Source organism: Enterobacter cloacae complex sp. HYC003_NIDB (genome assembly GCF_056673375.1).
Genome location: NZ_CP114220.1, coordinates 2469543 through 2488702, shown reverse-complemented (window position 1 = coordinate 2488702; position 19160 = coordinate 2469543). Strand labels below are relative to the sequence as shown.

Genomic DNA, 19160 nt, shown 5'->3' with positions numbered 1-19160 from the left:
CACGCAAATGATGCGACACGTAAAACGGACTGGCGCGCTGCTTGGCTGCGCGCTTTTACTGGTAAGTTGCACTTCCAAACCACCCAAATCACTCGTTACCCCGCTGCCGCAGGCGAAACCTCTACAGCAGACTAACGAACCCATGCGCGGGATCTGGCTGGCGACCGTCTCCCGTCTCGACTGGCCTCCCGTGTCATCGGTGAATGGCCGTAGCGCGGACCAGCGTATCGCCCAGCAACAGCGGGCGCTGACGGACAAGCTCGATAAGCTGAAAAAACTTGGGATCAACACCGTCTTCTTTCAGGTAAAACCGGACAGTACGGCGCTGTGGGCCTCTAAAATACTGCCGTGGTCAGATACCCTGACGGGGACTATCGGGGAAGATCCCGGTTACGATCCACTTCAGTTTATGCTGGATGAAGCGCACAAGCGCGGGATGAAGGTTCATGCCTGGTTTAACCCGTACCGCGTTTCCACCAACACGAAGCCGTCGACCATCGCCGCGCTTAACCGCACCTCGTCGCTTCATCCTTCCAGCGTGTACGTCCAGCATCCGGAGTGGATCCGCACCTCGGGGGATCGTTTTGTTCTCGACCCGGGCATTCCCGACGTGCGGGACTGGATAACCCAGGTGGTGATGGAAGTGGTAAATCACTACCCTGTCGACGGCGTTCAGTTCGATGACTATTTTTACACCGAGACGCCGGGGTCCACCCTGAATGATGCCTGGACCTTCAGGCGCTATGGCGAAGGATTTGCGTCAAAAGCGGACTGGCGTCGACACAATACGCAGCAGTTGATTGTGCAGGTCTCAAGGGCGATCAAGCAGGCTAAACCTGAGGTCGAATTTGGCGTTAGCCCGGCGGGGGTCTGGCGCAATCGCTCCTTCGACCCGGCAGGCTCGGACACGCGCGGTGCCGCAGCCTATGATGAATCCTACGCTGACACGCGCAAATGGGTACAGCAGGGTTTACTGGATTACATTGCGCCGCAGATCTACTGGCCCTTCGCCCGCGACGCGGCACGTTACGATGTGCTGACAAAATGGTGGGCTGACGTGGTGAAACCGACCCATACCCGCCTGTATATCGGGATCGCGTTCTACAAAGTGGGCGCGCCTTCCAGAAACGAACCGGACTGGACGGTGAACGGCGGCGTACCGGAGCTGAAAAAACAGCTCGACCTCAACGATTCACTGCCAGACGTTAAGGGCACCATCCTGTTCCGTGAAGACTATCTTAACCAGCCGCAGACGCAGGAGGCAGTAAATTACCTCCGGGGACGCTGGGGTAGTTGACTGAAAAAAGGCAGAAACGACCTGTTTCTGCCTTTTTTTTACGGCTTCGGCCCGAACATCGCCTCAAGCTGTTTTGCGTCTGGCATACCCACGACCTGTTGCAGTTCGTTTTGCTCATTCAGGTAATAAATAGCCGGTGTGGCATTCGCGCCAAGACTGTCCATTAGCGTCTGGTGATTTTGCAGGATCTCAACGGTTTCCCGGGAAGCCGCAGCTTCAGGTTTCGGCAGCTTTTTCCCGCCGGACAGCTCGTACGTTTTCCAGGCCGACACCGGATCTTTCGCATTCAGGATCGCGGAGGCGTTACGCCCGCTGTTTGGGTTAAGAAATGCAACCAGCAGCGTATTGAGCTGAACCTTGCCAGCCTTCACCCACGGCTGCGCTTCAGCCCAGAACTGCTTGCAGTACGGGCAGAACGGGTCGGCAAAGACGAAGACTTTGCGCGGGGCACTCTCCGCGCCCTCTTTCAGGGGATGCGCCGCATTGAGCTTTTTCCACATCTCGCGGCCCATCGGGGCGTAGATCTCTTTCTGGAAAAAGGCCTCGCTGAGGTTGGTTCCTTTCTCATCATAAAGATAACCAGACACGACGTGCTTTCCGTCAGGGGTCAGAAAGAGCGTCACGCCCATGTCCTGATATTTCCCCAGCCACGCTGGCGCGCCGCCGGGGGCGTCAATTTTCTTGATGATTTTGATGTCCTGCTGTTCACTGAAGTGCTTCACCACATCCGGAAGCGACTCCTCTGCCCTGACCAGCCCTGAAACCATCAGAGCAGAGAGTAACAGCACCTTTTTCTTTGCTAACCGTTGAAGCATAACGACCCCTTTAAAATATTGTTTTTCAGAGTGGTCGAAGTTTATTGTCCTGTCAACGCTTCATAAATATCCTTGAGGCGACTACGCAAAAATCGCACGGCTTTGTGTTTGCAGGATAATAACGCCTGCACACTGTCGCCTGTTTCCTCTGCCAGCATCTTCATGCTGTAGCCCTCAAATTCCGTTTTTTCAAACACCTCGCGCTGAGGTGGCGGCAGTTCCGACAGGGCTTGCCCCAACTCTTCCCATAGCAGCATGTTGAGATACTCTTCCTCCGGCGTTTGCGGTAGGCCGAATAACGTTTCTGCAATCTCCTGCTCCGGAAAGTCCTCGTCATCTGCTGTCAGGTACCCCGGCAGTGAAACCTCGTGCTTTTTTCGCGCCCGGTCGATCATCTCATTTCGTGCGGCGCGAAACAGCCAGGCGGCGACGTTCTCGACCGGTTGTTCCACTTTCATCAACTGCCAGGTCACTTCCTGAAGAATATCATCGACATCATCACGAACCGCAGTCCGTCCGCGAATGAAGGCTTTTAGCCGCGCGCGGCAGGCATTGAGTGCCGAGATCAGTAATGATTCCCCCGCCTCACCGGCTTTCATATCGCTCACTCGGCTTCCGGCGCTTTTGCACCGTTATCATCTCGCTTTTAATCCCGGCCATCGTGCCACCGGCAATGACCGTGGCGCCCAAATCCCGCCCGACGCTGCTGAATGAAGGCCTCACGTTGTTCGGGGCTCATATTCATCCATTGTTCGTGCATACGGCGGTGCGCACCGAACATGCCCGGACGGAAACCCAGCCCACCGAAAAGAATGCGGCTCAGCAGCAGGATCCCCAGCGCCTGCCAGAAGCCAATGGCTTTAACCCCCAGGATGGCCGGGAGCAACGCGTTCCACAGGGACATGACCAGCAGGCCAAGCACCACGAACAGGACTGCGCCAATCACGATGCCCTTACCCATACGATGGCGGCCCAAACCACGCCCGTGACCTTTTCCGTGCATATCAAAATTTCTCATGTGTACCTCGTTTATGTTGAATGATTATGGTCTCTGATGAGGTAGACGGATGAGGAACAGAAATATTGCCGGGGAAAGATAAAATTTATGTGATAGCGGCTTTGTACGGATAACAGTAATGGCTGAAGGAGATTGTGCAGCGGCTACATGCAGACATTAAAAAGGCTCCCTCAGGAGCCTCTCTGAACATCACGCCGTAGCAGGCAAACTAAAGCTCGAGATACTCTGGGACAGCTGCTGCGCCTGCTCCTCCAGCGAGGCCGCAGCGGCGGCGGATTGCTGCACCAGCGCCGCGTTCTGCTGGGTCACACCGTCCATCTCCGTTACGGCCTGCCCAACCTGACCAATCCCGCGGCTCTGCTCTTCTGAGGCAACCGAAATCTGTTCCATCAGCGTATGCACTTTATTCACAGAGCTGATAATAGAATCAATCACCTCTCCCGAACGATTCACCAGTTGTGCACCGTTTTTCACGCTGGAAACAGACTGGGCGATAAGGCTTTCGATATCTTTCGCCGCCACCGCGCTTTTTTGTGCCAGGGTGCGCACTTCACTTGCTACCACGGCAAATCCTCGCCCCTGCGCGCCAGCACGCGCCGCTTCAACGGCCGCGTTTAGCGCCAGAATATTAGTCTGGAAAGCAATGCTGTTGATGACGCTGGTGATGTCTTCAATACGCTTCGAATTGGACGCGATAGTATTCATCGTTTCGATGACTTCACGGGTTACCGCTTCACCGGTATGGGCATTTTTCACGGCATCCTGCACCAGCTTACCGGCCTGGAAAACGTTGTCGGTGTTATTCGCCACCGTCGCGCTCAGCTCTTCCATGCTGGCGGCCGTCTGGGTCAGGGCCGAAGCCTGTTGCTCGGTACGGGAGGCCAGGTCGATATTGCCGGAGGCAATTTCCTGCGCCGCATGCGTCACAGTGTGGCTGGCATCGCGCACCTGAGAAATGGTGGAGAGCAGCGCCTGGCGCATCTGCTCCATCGAGGACATCAGGTGATCGATTTCATTCCCGGAATCACGCTTGATCGGTACCGGTACGTCCAGCTTCCCGGCCGCAATCTGGCGACAGTGCTCGCGCGCCAGGTTCACCGGCGCAAAGACCACGCGTTTCATCAGCAGGCTGACGGCGAAGATCACCACCACGAACAGCACCGCAATGCAGGCGATAATAACCAGACCCGACACGAAATTATGGCTCGCATCCTCGTTCAGCGTTTTGGCGTACTTCTGGTGAACGGAGAGAACCTGATCGAGCACAATTTCATATTGGCGATCGAGTCGAGACACCACGGGAATAAGAGCGTTGAACCGCGACACATCGTGAGCGGCGGCAGCGGCGATGAGAGGCGCCAGTCCCTGGTTACGGTAGTTTTGCCACGCCTCCTGGTAGGCAGTGACAAGCGGGGCTTCGTCCGGCAAACGCGGCGAGGCCATAAACGCCGAAAATGCACTATCGGCTTTGGTCAGCGCCTCTTTAACCGAGGCCAGTTTCGCAGACGGGTCGGTAGCGTCCCCCGCTTCCACCATTTTCACATACTCCATAACCCTGACGCGCAGGGTTCGGCTGTGGTTAATGGGATCAATAATGGACAGAACCACCTGAATTTCTTTGTTCACATTATCCAGCGAAGTATTACTTTTAATGATGAGCCCAACGCTGGTGATAGTGCTGGCCACAAAGAAGAAAAGCAGGGAAAACAGGATAATCAGGGATGATTTTTTCAACGACATAACACACCTCAGGGATATAATTTCCCTTTGGTTATCGGCTGAATCCAATCTTTAATTAATTAAAGTTATTGATGTCACCCTCAGACGTTACCCTGTCACTCTACGGCCTTGTATCGCCGTTGCAGGGTGGCATCCAGCTTACGCTGGATCGGCTCCGGCGTTTCCCCTTCAATCAGTTTGCCAATCAGATCAAAGCAGTGCCAGGCGAGCTGGCGGTTATCCTGACGAACGGTATCGACAGGAATGGTCAAAGAATCATAGAGATAGTGATCGTCAAAGCTGGCCAGACGCATATCGCTTTGCAGCAGATTATGTTGCCCCATATAGCGCAACACCCCTTCCAGCAGACCGCAGGCGGCGGTAAAAAGGGCTTTTGGCGGGCGGCCCAGGCGTGCGCAAAGCTCGGCAAACATTTCGTAGCCGGAGCTCGGATGGTAATTACCATGAATGATCCACTCCGGACGTAACTCGACGCCAGCGTCACGCAGCCCCTGCTTAAACCCTTCAAGACGGTCACGCGTCGGGGAAAGCCGCGGCTGACCGCCGAGGAAGTAGAACTCATCCGGATGCTGGCGCGCGATGTCGGCCACCAGTGTGGCGGTTGGGGTAATTGAATCGGTGAGAACCAGCGGCAGAGAACTGTCGTTCATATGACGGTCAAAGAGTACAACGGGCAACTGTTCGCTCAGCTTTTGATAGTCCGCGTCGTTGAGCATGCTGGAGGCGACAATCAGCCCGTCCACCTGGCGGGCCACCATGTTATTGACCACCACCGTCTCCTGGCCCGGATTTTCATCGCTACAGGAGATCAGCAGCTGAACACCCGCCTCGCGGCAGAGGGTCTCCAGCTCATGAGAAAAAACGGCAAACCCGTAGTTGGTGATTTCCGGCACCACCAGACCAATGGTGTGGCTGCGGTTGTCCCGCAGCGAACGGGCGTGAATGCTGGGCTGATAATGATGTTCTTTGGCAATCGCCAGCACACGCTCGCGTGTCTCCTCCGCCACCCGAAGCTCTTTGCTGCGGCCGTTCAGAACCAGGCTGGCGGTGGCTTTTGATACCCCCGCGAGCTCCGCGATATCTTTAATGGTGACGCGTTTTGTTTTTCTCACAACGACTTAGATCCGGCTACCAAAACCTCTATTCTATCATGCAGCTGCGCAGCGACCAGTAGCGTAATGTGATATCGGACGCACCTTCGAAGCGTACCTGGGCCGGATGGTCAGGAAAATAGCGGCTGCTCATGACGCCTTCACCGTGATTGATGAAAATTTCGACGCTGGAACAGTCGCACAGCACGCGTAAATGATGAACATTGCCCTGCCAGTAGCGGGTCAGCGTGTCTGCGGTTTTCAGACTGGCGCGTTCCAGACGGATCCCCTCATCATCCACAATCAGCCGCAACGCGCCGGCAAAATCCACGTTCACGCTCGATGCGCTCAGTTCGAACTCAAGACGCGCTCCCGCCAGCACCGGGGCATCGCTGGCGCGTCCCTGCCAGAGATGTTCATCCTCGCGCAGCGTTTCCAGCTCACGGACGGGGGTTTGCCAGAGCTTACCGTCGCGGTAGCGCAGCTCGCGAGGACAGGTCATCTGGTGGATCCAGCCGTGCGCCCGCGTAGGCTGGAGCATCTCTTCGCCGTCCGGCACGCCCATCCAGCCGATGAGGATGCGGCGGCCATCTTCTGCCACCGTGGTTTGCGGCGCGTAAAATTCGAAACCGGCGTCAAGCTCATGCAGCTCGCCGTGCGCAAATGCAGGCGTTTGATAATCAAATGCCCCACGCATCCAGACGGCCGGATAGGTGTTGAGATAGCGATGCGGTTCGCGCGCCAGCCCCTGCGGGCAGCAGATCAAGACGTGTGTGCCATCAAGCTCAAACAGATCCGGGCACTCCCACATATAGCCCGCGTCCGTGAGTCCGTTGACGCCGTGACCGGCGATTTCGCCGCAGGACGCCCAGATGTGTAAATCGGCTGACGTAAACAGCAGCACCTTGCCGCGCTGCTGTCGATCCTGCGCGCCGAGCACCATGTACCACAGCCCGTCATGCCACCATACTTTCGGATCGCGGACGTGCCCGGTGTACCCGTCCGGCAGGGGCAACACCGGTCCCAGTTTGGCAAACGTGCCATCGTCATTTTGCACCGCCAGACACTGCCAGGCGGTGCGGCCGCCATCGTCAAACTTAACGTTGCCGGTATAGCACAGGGTCAGCACGCCGTTGTTATCCACGGCGCTGCCGGAGTAACAGCCATTGCGGTCATACTCTTCGTCAGGCATCAGCGCCATTGGCTCGTGCTGCCAGTGCACCAGATCTGCTGAGCTCCAGTGCCCCCAACACTTGTAGCGATGATCGCAGCCCAGCGGGTTCCACTGATAAAACAGATGGTAGCGCCCGGCAAACCAGATAAACCCGTTCGGATCGTTCATCAGCCCTGTCACCGGTGCGGGATGCCACTGCGGATAGTGGCTGTCCGCCAGCGCACGCGGCTGGCCTTGCATAACGGCCTGCAACACGGCAGGCCAGCGGGAAGATAAGGTCATTATTCAGAGTCCGTTTTATATTTCAGCAGCAGAGAGACGGTGAACGCCACGCCAAAGGCAATCACCATGCCGATTATATAGTTGAGCAGCGAGCTGGCCTGGACAATCGCCATGCCGGGAAGCGCCGTCAGGCCAACGGCGGTCATGTAGACATGCACCGACACCACCCAGGCACCGCCCGCCGCACCACCGATCAGCGCCGCGATAAACGGCTTCACAAAACGCAGGTTGATGCCAAAAATTGCCGCTTCGGTGATGCCCAGCATCGCGGAAAACGCCGACGGTAAGGTAATGGCTTTGATTTTGGCATCGCGGGTTTTGAACCACACCGCCAGACACGCCCCGCCCTGCGCCACGTTCGCCATCGCCCAGATCGGCAGCAGGAAGTTAACGCCAATCGACGGATTACCCAGCAGCCCGGCCTCAATGGCGTGGAAGCTGTGGTGAATGCCGGTAATGACAATCACCGAATAGAGCCCACCAAACAGCAGCCCGGCCAGCCAGCCCGCGTGGGCAATCAGAGTGCTAAGAATGAAGGAGATTCCGTCGCCCAGCGCGCGTCCCGCCGGGCCAATAATCAACAGCGCAATGAAGCCGGAGATAATGACGGTCAGGAACGGCGTCAGGATCAGATCTAACGCATCCGGGATGGCCCGGCGCAGCTGTTTTTCCACAATGCTCATAAACCACACCGCCAGCAGCACCGGGAAGACGGTTCCCTGATAGCCAATCATGGCGATTTCAAGACCGAAGAAGTTCATGGTGTGGAAGCCGGACGCTACGCCCCAGGCGTTGGTCAGCGCCGGATGAGTCAGGATGCCGCCGAGCGTTGCCCCCAGATACGGGTTGCCGCCAAACTCCCGCGCGGCGGTGAAGCCAATCAGGATCGGCAGAATAATAAACGCCGCCGAGCTGCACATATCCAGCATGATATAGAGCGCGTTATCCGGATTAACCCAGCCGTAGGTTTTAACCATCCCCAGCAGGCCCATCAGCAGACCCGAGGCCACGATCGCCGGGATAATTGGCACGAAGATGTTGGAGAGCAGACGCGCGATACGCTGGAACGGGTTCAGCTTGCGGGCCGCAATATCCGCCGCTTCCGATTTACTGGACTCGCTAATCCCTGCCGCCTGAATAAACGCGGCGTAAACCTTATTCACCACCCCGGTGCCGAAGATCACCTGCATCTGCCCGGCGTTTCGAAAACAGCCTTTCACGCCTTCAACCTTGCCGATAGCCTGCTGGTCGGCAAGCGCATCATCGACCAGCACCAGACGAAGGCGCGTGGCGCAATGTGCCGCGCTGGCAATGTTCTCTTTGCCACCGAGCAGCGGAATAAGCTCGCGCGCAATATGATTAAAATCCATAGATACCTCTTCCTGACCTCTTTTTATGGTGTTCGAAACGCCCCCGCGATGCGGGAGCGTGAAGGGTTAAAACCAGGTTTCCATCTGCACCCCAAAGTTCCATTCCCCGCCCGCGTTGAAGCCGCTGCTGCCAAAGGCGTCATCGCTGGCGTAGTTATCCAGCTTGCTGCTCCAGTCCATCCAGGTGGCGAACAGGCGCAGCTCCGGACGGCTGAAGAAATCGCCAATTTTGCCCGCCTTTAACGTCGGGGCGAAGGTCAGCTTGTAGAAGCTACCGTTAACCGCATTGCGATCCTTGTAGCCTTCCGGGCTTAAATCCATGTACTGATAGCTGCCTTCGAACGCGAGGGCGAAATTCTGGGTCACCTCTTTGATCAGACGCGTATTGAGCGTGACCCACTCGTAGCTGTCGCCCTTCACGTAGCGGTCCTTACTGCTTTGCGCCAGCACGGCGGGCGCAATGTGCCAGCCACCGCCCAGCGGCGTGACACCGTAACTTGCAAAACGCCAGGTATCGGCTTCTGACAGTAGCGCGCCGTCTGAACCAATGCTTTTCACCTCGGCGCCCAGACCGTGGCCGTAAAGCAGCGCCGTTTTGGCGGAACCTTCCCGCAGGCCGTAGAAGCTCTCGTTATGCAGACCAACCAGCGCATGTACCCCGTTATTGGCCGCGTCGGTTTTAATCGGATTGCCGTTGCTGTCCTTACGGTCGTCATTATCTTTTGCCCGTAAGCCGCTGACCATCATCTGCACCGGCCCGGCGAAGTGATTCATGCTGAGGATGTAGTTCTGAACGTTGTTGTCGATCTCCTCTTCGCTGCCGAAGTTACGGCCATAAAGGGAGAAGTTACTGCGCAGCGTATCGTTCCACTTCACGTCGTAGACGCCGCCGCCGGTCCCGGCGAGAAACACCACGTCGGAATCCAGCCAGTGAATGTCGAAGTTGTCGCGGTCAAAACGCTTACCCGCCCAGAAGGTACTGCCCTTCAGCGCACCGGTAAAGTCTGGCAAATTGCCCAACTCGGCAAAGGCCTGACGAATGTTCAGGTCGCTGCTGTCTGCCGACCAGTCGTTATAGGTTTTCTGGCCGTCGGCCAGCATCGCCTTAAAGCGCGTCGTCGCACCATTCTCCAGCGTCTGTTTGTGCTCAACATTCAGCTCAACGTAGGTATCCGCTTCGTTCCCCAGACGCCCGATGGCCCCGCCCGTTTCCCCGGCGGGCGTCAGATAAGGGCCGCTTTTGCTGCTGGAGGCCGCGTCGTTCATCAGCAGGCCGGAACGGGCGTAACCGTGAAATTCAAAACCGCCTGTCCGGTCGGCTTTTTCTTCCAGCACCGTGGTACGTTGCGCCACCGCCTGTGTGGAGGTTTGCGCTTCCTGCTGCGCAGCCACCAGCTGCTGTGTTTTCTGTTCTGCTGCCGTGGCGCGCTTTTCAGCAACCTGCGCGCGGGTTTCCGCCTCCTGCAAACGCTGCTCCAGCGCTGCCAGGCGCGCTTCGATACGTGTCATATCCGTCTGGGCAAAAACAGAGGTACTCCCGGCCAGCATGCCTATCATCACGGCAAGTCTGCGTTTTTTATACATTTTGTCGCATCCCTAATAACTATCGGTGAAAGTGCTAAATTGCTAAACCGGTTTAGGCTGATGATACTAAACCGTTGAATTTTGGATCGGCAACGTTTTTTGCTAAACCGTTTTAGTAAGTGTGATCGAGGCGACAATTCAGGCCGCCGACCGGTGGCCTGGAGAGGTGAATTACAGTTCGTGATGATAAGGCAGCGCGGTCATTGCCCCTTTTGCGGTTGTCGCCAGCGCCCCACAGCGCTGCGCCAGCGTGATGACCTCTGAAAGACGGGCCTGGCCATCACGAGCCAGACCGAACAGCAGCCCGGCGACGAAAGCATCCCCCGCGCCGGTGGTATCAATGCATTCCACGGGTGATGCAGGATAGTGCGTCAACGCGCCTTTCTGCCAGGCGGTTACGCCCTCTTTTCCCTGCGTCACCAGCACCAGCCTGGCCGGACAGGTGCGCATCAGCGCCGCCAGCCCCTCATGGACCTGCGCATTTCCGGTTAAGAACGCCAGCTCTTCCACCGAAATTTTCACCACATCTGCACAGGCTAATGCCCGCTCAAGACACTGACGCAGCTCGACTTCATCATGCCAGAGATCGGCGCGGATATTGGGGTCAAAGCTGACAAATCCCCCCGCCAGTCTGATAGCGGACATCGCCTGAAACGTCGCGGAACGGCTGGGTTCGGCGCTGAGCGCGATAGAGCAGACGTGCAGCCACTCCCCGGCGCGGAATGGCGGGAGATCGGCAGAGTCGAGGAATAAATCAGCGCTCGGGCGAACCATAAAGGTAAAGGAACGTTCACCGTCGTTATCGAGATCCACCACCACCGTGGAGGTGCGATGCTGCGGGTCCAGGCGCAGCCATTCTGTATTAACCTGCTCATCCGCAAGCGTTTTTTGCATAAAACGCCCGAAGGGGTCGTCGCCCACCCGGCCTATAAAGGCGCTTCTGCCGCCCAGACGCGCAACCCCTACCGCGACATTGGCCGGTGCGCCGCCAGGACATTGCAGCAGTTTGCCCTCTCCGTCGGGCAACAGATCCACCACGGCATCGCCAAGTACCCAGATCGTCTCCATATCACCTTCTTAGCTAAATCATGTTAAACCGGTTTAGCTATTTAAGCACAGGCAGGATGTCGGGGAAATATGGCGACGGAAAATTTGCTTAACCCACCCGATGGGGCCAGTGGATATCACCTACGCCATTGAGCTGCGGGCGGGCGAACAAAAAGCCCTGGAAGCGGCGAATACCGACGGATTCAAGCCAGCACCACTCTTCTATCTTCTCAATGCCTTCTGCGACCAGCGTAATCTCCAGATCGGTGCAGCAGCTGATTATCGACTTCACAATCGCCTGCTTGGGCCCGCTCAGGTGGATATCGCTGACGATCTCTCTGTCGATTTTGAGCTTATCCGGCTGAAACCGGGTGAGCAGTGAAAGACCAGCATAGCCGGAACCAAAATCATCTATCGCCAGCCCAACCCCTTCCGCGCGCAGCTGTTTAATGGCGCTGTTAAACTGGTTAAAGCCGGAAATCATCTCGCTCTCAGTGACTTCAATGACCACCTGCTCAGGCTGTAGATTGTACTTTTTGATCTGCGTTACCAGGAACTCTACCGCGCCCGGCACGTTAACCAGCGACATTGGCAGCAGGTTCACCGCCAGTTTGTGGCTGCCGATGCCGAGCTTTTGCGCCAGCGCAAAGGTCCAGGCTTTGGTTTGCAGGTCGACTTCGTAAATCTGTTCACGATCGAGACTACGGAAGAAATGCTCCGGGCTGCCGCCGTCGTTTCCGCGTATAAGCGCTTCGAGAGAACTGATTTTGCCTTCGGACGGCTCGACAATGGGTTGCAGCGCAAACTGGCAGGGCTGTCCCGCCAGCAGACCTAACCCTTTACCAAACGGCGCGCGCTCTCGCGAAAGCGTCCATTTATCAGGCTCATAGTCCGAAGCGGGTGGGATAGCGGTTTTGCCGGTGATAAAGGTCTGAATAAATTTGAAGACCCGATCCTCAGAAGTCAGATAGCTTTCCAGCTTGCTGTAATGCAGAACCGACGCCAGAACCGCTTTCGGGGTCTGAACGTCCAGGTCAAACAGCAGCATTCCCACGTCTTCGAAACGTCTGCGCGGGCCGTAATCGCGCATCAGCTCCACCACGCCGGTATGCCGGTCATCCGCACGGATGGTGTTAAAAAGCGTGACGACGCGCTGTTCCGTGCCTTCGAGAATTTGCAGAACGTCACGTCCACGGGAGAGAAGAATGCCTGAGATGCCCTGCTCCGTATTACGGATCCTGGCCTGTTCAACCAGCGCGCTTAACGCTGCGGAGGTGCAGGTTAAGCTCAGCTGGCTTCGATAAATAAGAGTTGTCAGCACAGAAACGGGGTCCGGTATGGGGTATATGCCTGAACGGTACTGTTTAACACAGTTCCCCGGTGTGACCTAATCTATTCCACGTCGGGCTTAATTCTCCCCGATACGGCTGTCGATCCGCGTCTGCATATAATCGTAGAACGGATTCGACGTCACCCGCATCAGCGCATCTTTGCCGACGCTCAGAACCGATGTTTCTCCCCACAGGGCTATCGTCCCCAGGCTGATACCGTAGTGGTTTTTCACCTCAGGATGGCGGCCATACAGATCGTCATCAGGCGGGAACGGAATAGCAACATGCGACAGGGAATAAACCTCCTGCGGATACGCGACCGACAGCGGCATCACCGTTTCCCGGGTGCTACCCGCTGGCGTTGTCTTTGCCACCATATCAAACCTGTCGGGGCTGGCATTGGTCACAATTGTGACACTGTAACGCCTTTTTGCCCCGGGCAGCAGGTCAGCCACCGCCGTCCAGGATGATGGCCTGAACAGTGGACGGAAACTCCCGGCCTGGTTGATATCAAAAACTACCAGTTCGCTGCCGTTTGCCGGAAGCTGGTCAAACAGCCCGCTGACCACGGCGCGGGTACTGACCGTTGAATCCATGACCGACTGAAACGCCAGCACCGGCGGAAGCTGCGCCAGTTTGTGATCATGAACATCGCGGTTTATCTGCTCATGCAGCGCCTGGGTAAGCAGCCAGGACTGACGTGCTGCATTCACCGGGAACGAATTGTATTTATAAGGATTATATTCCGGCGAAATGTTGAGCCACGCGGCTTTGGCAAACGCCGGTAACATGGCCGGTAGCCCGGCGAATCCGGCAAAGCGCGCAAACGCCGTGACGCCAATCATCGGTGAGAGCAAAACGATCTGCTGAGGTTTACGCAGTTCAGGCGCATCAAGAGCGTCGAGGGCGTATTTCATCGCCAGCGCCCCGCCGTTGGAGTAGCCCACCAGATGCAGGGGGAGATCGTTCCCCGTCAGGCGTGTCGCTTCACGAACCGCAAGGCGCGATGCGGCCAGCCACGCCTCCCAGTCAACGTCTGTCAGGGCACCCGGCGCCGTGCCGTGTCCGGGCAAACGAGGCACTACGGCCACAAAGCCGTGCTGTTGATAATTCTCTGCCAGATGCCTGACGCTGTAGGGCGAGTCCGTCAGACCGTGCAGCAATACCACCGCCCCGCGCGGCTTTCCGGCAGGCATCAGCACGAATGACCGGTTTGCATCCGGGGAAAAGTGTCCTGGCCACACCAGGCTCTGGCGGTAATAACGGTTCAGCGGCGTGCGCTCTGCGGGTGTGACATTCGCCGTCACCTCAGCGTCGAGAGCGGTGAAGATGGCGTTTTCCCGCGCGACATACGCTGCGAAGGTCGCGTTATCCATCTCCTGCACGGACATTTCGTCAGCCCGCCAGGTGTGCCAGTGATGCAGGGCCGGCCCCTGCTGCGAAAGATAAACCCGCACCGCCAGCAGCACGAGCACAATGATCCCGATGATCATCGCTATTTTTTTTGCGAGAGCCATCAGGCGCACGCTGACCCGCCAGGGCAAATTCGCCATGTAGGCTCCCTCCCTTATCCACAGAGCGTTCATCTTACCAAAAAATGTGAAGAGGCTGACGTATTCACCAAATAGATACCGCTCAGGCCGGACACTGCACCAAAAGTGAACTACGCTGCACAAATGTTGAGCATCTGTTAAACAAATATTGCATTAACTTTGCTGCACAGCGCGTTTTCGCCGCAATGTGAACATGGCACGCGTCCTGCATTGTTAATCCGGTAACAGAAACTGGAGCATCGTGCGCCAGCGCTGCTGGGGGTTAATCCTGGTGGTGGCCGGTGTCTGTATTATTACTTTTATTATTTCACACCTGATCCCCGGCGATCCGGCCCGCCTGCTGGCCGGTGACCGCGCCAGCGATGAAATCGTGCAGGGCATCCGCCAGCAGCTGGGGCTGGATCAACCGCTCTATATTCAGTTTGGCCGCTATGTAGAGGCGCTGGCGCACGGCGATCTGGGCACCTCCATTCGTACCGGTCGCCCCGTTGCGGAAGATTTGAAAGCCTTTTTCCCCGCCACGCTGGAGCTGGCCTTCTGCTCTTTGCTGCTGGCGCTGGTGATTGGCGTGCCGCTGGGCATTTTATCGGCGGTGTACCGTAACCGCTGGCTGGATCACCTGGTGCGACTGATGGCGATGACGGGCATCTCGACGCCTGCCTTCTGGCTGGGACTGGGGGTAATCGTTCTGTTCTACGGGCAACTGCAAATTCTGCCCGGCGGCGGCAGGCTGGACGACTGGCTCGATCCGCCTGCCCACGTTACCGGCTTTTATCTGCTGGACGCCCTGCTGGAAGGCAACGGCGAGGTGTTTTTCAACGCCCTACAGCACCTGATTCTACCCTCCCTGACCCTGGCCTTTGTGCATCTGGGTATTGTGGCGCGTCAGGTGCGTTCCGCGATGCTGGAGCAGCTGAGCGAGGATTATATTCGTACCGCCCGCGCGAGCGGGTTGCCGGGCTGGTACATCGTGCTGCGCTACGCCTTACCCAACGCCATGATCCCCTCCATTACCGTGCTCGGGCTGGCGCTGGGCGATCTGCTGTATGGGGCAGTCCTTACCGAAACCGTGTTTGCCTGGCCGGGAATGGGAGCCTGGGTGGTGACCTCCATTCAGGCGCTGGACTTCCCTGCCGTCATGGGCTTCGCGGTCGTGGTATCGCTGGCCTATGTCTTCGTCAATCTGGTGGTGGATCTGCTGTATCTGTGGATCGACCCGCGAATCGGGCGCGGAGGTGCCGAATGATGTTAACTCAGGAAACGCCCGTCCTCGTCAGCACCGCCAAACAGCGCATCAACTGGGCAAAGCTGTTCTGGATGTTACGCAAAAGCCCGCTCACGCTGATCGGCGGGGTGATTATGATCGTGATGCTGCTGATGATGGTGGTCTCGCCGTGGATAGTCCCGCACGATCCGAACGCGCTGGATCTGACCGCGCGATTGCAGGCGCCTTCAGCCCAGCACTGGTTTGGCACCGATGAGGTGGGCCGGGATCTGTTCAGCCGCGTGCTGGTGGGCAGCCAGCAGTCCATCACGGCGGGGCTGGCGGTGGTGGTGATTGCAGGCGGCATCGGTTCTCTGCTCGGCTGTTTGTCCGGCGTACTCGGCGGACGCGGCGACGCCATCATTATGCGTATCATGGACATTATGCTCTCCATCCCCTCGCTGGTGCTGACGATGGCGCTGGCCGCCGCGCTCGGCCCAAGCCTGTTTAACGCGATGCTGGCGATTGCGATTGTACGCATTCCGTTTTACGTGCGGCTGGCACGCGGGCAAACGCTGGTGGTGCGCCAGTTCACCTACGTGCAGGCCGCCCGCACCTTTGGCGCATCGCGCTGGCACCTGATCAGCTGGCATATCCTGCGTAACGCCCTGCCGCCGCTGATCGTACAGGCGTCGCTGGATATCGGCAGCGCCATTCTGATGGCCGCCACGCTGGGCTTTATTGGATTAGGCGCGCAGCAACCCACCGCCGAATGGGGCGCGATGGTGGCCGTGGGGCGTAACTACGTGCTTGACCAGTGGTGGTACTGCGCGTTTCCGGGGGCGGCAATTCTGATCACGGCAGTTGGGTTTAATCTGTTTGGCGATGGTCTTCGCGACCTGCTGGATCCCAAATCAGGAGGGAAGCAGTCATGAGTGATTCCGTATTATCGATTGAAGATTTGCACCTGAGCTTCCCCATTTTTCGCGGTGACGTCCACGCGCTCAACCACGTTTCGCTGGAGATTGGCCGGGGTGAAATTGTCGGCGTGGTGGGCGAATCCGGCTCGGGAAAATCGGTCACCGCGATGCTGGCGATGCGCCTGCTGCCGGAAGGCAGTTACCATATTCACCATGGACGGGTCACGCTCCTCGGGGAAGATGTCCTGAACGCGTCGGAAAAACAGCTTCGTCAGTGGCGCGGCGCCAGGGTGGCGATGATTTTTCAGGAGCCGATGACGGCGCTCAACCCCACGCGCCGGATTGGCAGGCAAATGGTGGAGGTGATCCGCCAGCATCAGTCGCTTTCCCGCCGCGACGCGCAGCAGAAGGCGATCGCCCTGCTGGGCGAGATGCAAATCCCGGATGCGGCACAGGTGATGGATCGCTATCCGTTTGAGCTTTCCGGCGGTATGCGCCAGCGGGTGATGATCGCCCTTGCCTTCTCCTGCGAGCCGGAGCTGATCATTGCCGATAAGCCGACCACCGCGCTGGACGTGACCGTTCAGCGTCAGGTGCTGCGTCTGCTGAAACACAAAGCGCGCGCCAGCGGGACGTCGGTGCTGTTTATCAGTCACGATATGGCGGTGGTGTCGCAGCTTTGTGACCGGATGTACGTTATGTACGCGGGCAGCGTGATCGAAAGCGGCAGCACGCAGACCTTGATCCACCATCCTGTGCATCCCTATTCGATTGGCCTGCTGCGGTGTGCCCCGGAAAATGGTGAACCGCGCGAGATCCTCCCGGCCATTCCCGGCACGGTGCCTAACCTCAGCCACCTCCCGCGCGGATGTGCCTTTCGCGAACGCTGTTTTGCTGCCGGGGCGAAATGCAGCGAAACGCCGCGCTTAATTTCTACGGGCGCAGAAGGCCAGCAGGCTGCCTGCTGGTACCCACAACAGGAGAGACGCCATGTCTGAGGTACTGCTGGAACTGGATAGCGTGCATGTGAATTTTCCTGCGCGCAAAAACTGGCTGGGGCGCGTGACGGAGCAGGTACACGCCCTCAACGGCATGGATCTCCGGATCCATCGCGGCGAAACGCTGGGCGTTGTGGGGGAATCCGGCTGTGGAAAGAGCACGCTGGCGCAGCTGCTGATGGGCATGCTCAAACCGAGTACCGGTGCCTGTCAGCGCGCGAATGCGGCAGGCGGTATGCAGATGGTATTTCAGGACCCGCTCTCGTCCCTCGACCCGCGTTTACCCGTCTGGCGCATCATTACCGAGCCGGTGTGGATACAGCAACGCCGCAGCGAACGGGAGCGTCGTCAGCTGGCTGAGACGCTGGCGCAGCAGGTGGGCATTCGGGCGGAATATCTTGACCGCCTGCCGCATGCGTTTTCGGGTGGACAGCGCCAGCGCATTGCTATTGCCCGGGCGCTCTCTTCGGATCCGGACATCATCGTGCTGGATGAACCCACCAGCGCGCTGGATATTTCCGTCCAGGCGCAGATCCTCAATTTGCTGGTTGCCCTGCAACAGCAGCGAAATCTGACCTACGTGCTGATCTCGCACAACGTCTCGGTGGTCCGTCACATGAGCGACCGGGTGGCGGTAATGTATCTGGGGCAGATCGTGGAGCTGGGTCCGGCGGACCAGGTGCTGGGCAAGCCACGGCATCCGTATACGCAGCTGCTGCTTGACTCCGTTCCCCGTACCGGAGAACCGCTGGACGAAGATCTGGCATTACGCAAAACCGATCTCCCCGGTAATCGCCGCCTGCCCGATGGCTGCTACTTCCGCGACCGCTGCCCGCTGGCAGCTGAAGGATGCGAACGGCCGCAGCCGCTTCAGCCCGCAGCCGGAGACCGAAGCGTACGCTGCTGGCGTAACCGCTAGATTTGCGCCATCCCGCCATCGACAAACAGCTCCGTGGCGTTTATAAAGCTGGCGGCATCGGACGCCAGAAACGCCACGGCTTTTCCGACTTCGCCCGGCGCGCCCAGGCGACCCAGCGGCACCTGGGCCGCCAGCGCATCGTATAATCCCTGACGCTGTTCTTCGGGAACCAGATCGCCAAGACCGGGCGTTTTCACGGGGCCAGGGCTGACGACGTTGACGCGTATCCCGCGGCCCTGTAAGTCCAGCGCCCAGGAGCGGGCAAAGTTACGCACGGCGGCTTTACTGGCGCTGTAGACGCTAAAATTCGCCGTCCCCTTAATTGAAACCGTCGATCCGGTGAGGATAATGGATGAACCAGAGGAGAGCAGCGGCAGCGCTTTCTGGACGGTAAACAGCACGCCGCGCACGTTGGTGGCAAAAATCCGGTCAAACTGCTCCTCGGTGATGGCGCCCAGCGGCAGCATGTCGCCGCCCCCGGCGTTGGCGAACAGAATATCGAGTCGTCCCTCTTCTTTAGCAATCTGCGCGTAAACCGCATCCAGATCGGCCATTCTGGAGACGTCCGCGCGGATAGCTACCGCCGCGGCGCCAATGTCTGCCCGCGCGGCATCCAGTTCGGCCTGACGACGTCCGGTGATATAGACCTTCGCTCCCTGCGCCGCCAGTTCCTGTGCCGTTGCGAGACCAATACCGGTGCTGCCGCCGGTCACCAGAGCGATTTTTCCTGCAAGCGTTGTATTCATACTCATAACCTTCTGTTGTGATGTAAAAGAGGAGCGTTTGCCCGCGTCAGGCAGACTTTAGATCTTGCGGG

At 58.0% G+C, this 19160-nt stretch carries 17 protein-coding genes; 5 read left to right on the top strand and 12 right to left on the bottom strand.

Features of this window, described 5'->3' with window-relative positions:
• The first annotated feature begins 7 nt into the window (after window positions 1–7).
• A complete protein-coding gene (locus O1722_RS11825; protein WP_033487785.1) occupies window positions 8–1297 on the top strand; it encodes a glycoside hydrolase family 10-like protein in 1290 nt (429 codons plus the stop codon).
• A gap of 38 nt (window positions 1298–1335) precedes the next feature.
• Here the strand turns inward: O1722_RS11825 and dsbG are convergent, their stop codons facing one another.
• The 11 genes from dsbG to O1722_RS11770 all read right to left on the bottom strand — a co-directional run bounded on the left by dsbG (window position 1336) and on the right by O1722_RS11770 (window position 14302).
• Window positions 1336–2112: a thiol:disulfide interchange protein DsbG gene (gene dsbG, locus O1722_RS11820; protein WP_015570501.1), complete on the bottom strand. Its 777-nt coding sequence runs from the start codon at window positions 2110–2112 to the stop codon at window positions 1336–1338.
• 41 nt (window positions 2113–2153) lie between these two features.
• Window positions 2154–2711, bottom strand: a complete 558-nt coding sequence (locus tag O1722_RS11815; protein WP_170950455.1) for an RNA polymerase sigma factor — start codon at window positions 2709–2711, stop codon at window positions 2154–2156.
• 47 nt (window positions 2712–2758) lie between these two features.
• A complete protein-coding gene (locus tag O1722_RS11810) occupies window positions 2759–3130 on the bottom strand; it encodes a hypothetical protein (protein WP_100151282.1) in 372 nt (123 codons plus the stop codon).
• Between the two features lie 189 nt (window positions 3131–3319).
• Window positions 3320–4870 (bottom strand): methyl-accepting chemotaxis protein, encoded by a 1551-nt coding sequence (locus O1722_RS11805; RefSeq protein ID WP_032671157.1) that lies wholly within the window; start codon window positions 4868–4870, stop codon window positions 3320–3322.
• A 95-nt stretch (window positions 4871–4965) separates the two neighbouring features.
• Complete coding sequence (locus O1722_RS11800) at window positions 4966–5982, bottom strand: LacI family DNA-binding transcriptional regulator (RefSeq protein ID WP_017693400.1); 1017 nt, start codon at window positions 5980–5982, stop codon at window positions 4966–4968.
• 28 nt (window positions 5983–6010) lie between these two features.
• A complete protein-coding gene (locus O1722_RS11795; RefSeq protein ID WP_033487787.1) occupies window positions 6011–7417 on the bottom strand; it encodes a sucrose-6-phosphate hydrolase in 1407 nt (468 codons plus the stop codon).
• Complete coding sequence (locus O1722_RS11790; protein WP_003857085.1) at window positions 7417–8787, bottom strand: sucrose-specific PTS transporter subunit IIBC; 1371 nt, start codon at window positions 8785–8787, stop codon at window positions 7417–7419. Before O1722_RS11790 ends, O1722_RS11795 begins: the two co-directional genes overlap by 1 nt.
• Window positions 8788–8853: 66 nt before the next feature.
• Window positions 8854–10371, bottom strand: a complete 1518-nt coding sequence (locus O1722_RS11785) for a carbohydrate porin (protein WP_033487788.1) — start codon at window positions 10369–10371, stop codon at window positions 8854–8856.
• A gap of 171 nt (window positions 10372–10542) precedes the next feature.
• Window positions 10543–11439: an aminoimidazole riboside kinase gene (locus O1722_RS11780; protein WP_032648360.1), complete on the bottom strand. Its 897-nt coding sequence runs from the start codon at window positions 11437–11439 to the stop codon at window positions 10543–10545.
• 88 nt (window positions 11440–11527) lie between these two features.
• Window positions 11528–12739: a diguanylate phosphodiesterase gene (locus O1722_RS11775; protein ID WP_033487789.1), complete on the bottom strand. Its 1212-nt coding sequence runs from the start codon at window positions 12737–12739 to the stop codon at window positions 11528–11530.
• An 87-nt stretch (window positions 12740–12826) separates the two neighbouring features.
• Entirely contained in the window at window positions 12827–14302 is a 1476-nt protein-coding gene (locus O1722_RS11770; protein ID WP_033487790.1) for an alpha/beta hydrolase, read from the bottom strand.
• 238 nt (window positions 14303–14540) lie between these two features.
• On the opposite strand from O1722_RS11770, the gene O1722_RS11765 reads away from it, so the two are divergent.
• Genes O1722_RS11765 through O1722_RS11750 form a run of 4 tightly spaced genes read left to right on the top strand, consistent with a single transcriptional unit; the run spans window position 14541 to window position 18343 of the window.
• Window positions 14541–15548 carry an ABC transporter permease gene (locus O1722_RS11765; protein ID WP_257438624.1) on the top strand — a complete coding sequence of 336 codons (1008 nt, stop codon included), beginning with the start codon at window positions 14541–14543 and terminating at the stop codon, window positions 15546–15548.
• A complete protein-coding gene (gene ddpC / locus O1722_RS11760) occupies window positions 15545–16441 on the top strand; it encodes a D,D-dipeptide ABC transporter permease (RefSeq protein ID WP_033487792.1) in 897 nt (298 codons plus the stop codon). Before O1722_RS11765 ends, ddpC begins: the two co-directional genes overlap by 4 nt.
• Window positions 16438–17424, top strand: a complete 987-nt coding sequence (locus O1722_RS11755; RefSeq protein WP_479954276.1) for an ABC transporter ATP-binding protein — start codon at window positions 16438–16440, stop codon at window positions 17422–17424. Before ddpC ends, O1722_RS11755 begins: the two co-directional genes overlap by 4 nt.
• Window positions 17417–18343: an oligopeptide/dipeptide ABC transporter ATP-binding protein gene (locus O1722_RS11750; protein WP_015570491.1), complete on the top strand. Its 927-nt coding sequence runs from the start codon at window positions 17417–17419 to the stop codon at window positions 18341–18343. Before O1722_RS11755 ends, O1722_RS11750 begins: the two co-directional genes overlap by 8 nt.
• On the opposite strand, the gene O1722_RS11745 is transcribed toward O1722_RS11750, so the two are convergent.
• Window positions 18340–19089 (bottom strand): SDR family oxidoreductase, encoded by a 750-nt coding sequence (locus O1722_RS11745; RefSeq protein WP_003857073.1) that lies wholly within the window; start codon window positions 19087–19089, stop codon window positions 18340–18342. The genes O1722_RS11750 and O1722_RS11745 overlap by 4 nt on opposite strands.
• Window positions 19090–19160 lie beyond the last annotated feature (71 nt).

Coding starts and splice junctions, on each gene's coding strand:
- O1722_RS11825 (WP_033487785.1), top strand. CDS start 8: ATGATGCGACACGTAAAACGGACTGGCGCGCTGCTTGGCTGCGCGCTT.
- O1722_RS11770 (WP_033487790.1), bottom strand. CDS start 14,302: ATGGCGAATTTGCCCTGGCGGGTCAGCGTGCGCCTGATGGCTCTCGCA.
- O1722_RS11795 (WP_033487787.1), bottom strand. CDS start 7,417: ATGACCTTATCTTCCCGCTGGCCTGCCGTGTTGCAGGCCGTTATGCAA.
- O1722_RS11755 (WP_479954276.1), top strand. CDS start 16,438: ATGAGTGATTCCGTATTATCGATTGAAGATTTGCACCTGAGCTTCCCC.
- ddpC (WP_033487792.1), top strand. CDS start 15,545: ATGATGTTAACTCAGGAAACGCCCGTCCTCGTCAGCACCGCCAAACAG.
- O1722_RS11780 (WP_032648360.1), bottom strand. CDS start 11,439: ATGGAGACGATCTGGGTACTTGGCGATGCCGTGGTGGATCTGTTGCCC.
- dsbG (WP_015570501.1), bottom strand. CDS start 2,112: ATGCTTCAACGGTTAGCAAAGAAAAAGGTGCTGTTACTCTCTGCTCTG.
- O1722_RS11810 (WP_100151282.1), bottom strand. CDS start 3,130: ATGAGAAATTTTGATATGCACGGAAAAGGTCACGGGCGTGGTTTGGGC.
- O1722_RS11815 (WP_170950455.1), bottom strand. CDS start 2,711: ATGAAAGCCGGTGAGGCGGGGGAATCATTACTGATCTCGGCACTCAAT.
- O1722_RS11750 (WP_015570491.1), top strand. CDS start 17,417: ATGTCTGAGGTACTGCTGGAACTGGATAGCGTGCATGTGAATTTTCCT.
- O1722_RS11745 (WP_003857073.1), bottom strand. CDS start 19,089: ATGAATACAACGCTTGCAGGAAAAATCGCTCTGGTGACCGGCGGCAGC.
- O1722_RS11805 (WP_032671157.1), bottom strand. CDS start 4,870: ATGTCGTTGAAAAAATCATCCCTGATTATCCTGTTTTCCCTGCTTTTC.
- O1722_RS11790 (WP_003857085.1), bottom strand. CDS start 8,787: ATGGATTTTAATCATATTGCGCGCGAGCTTATTCCGCTGCTCGGTGGC.
- O1722_RS11785 (WP_033487788.1), bottom strand. CDS start 10,371: ATGTATAAAAAACGCAGACTTGCCGTGATGATAGGCATGCTGGCCGGG.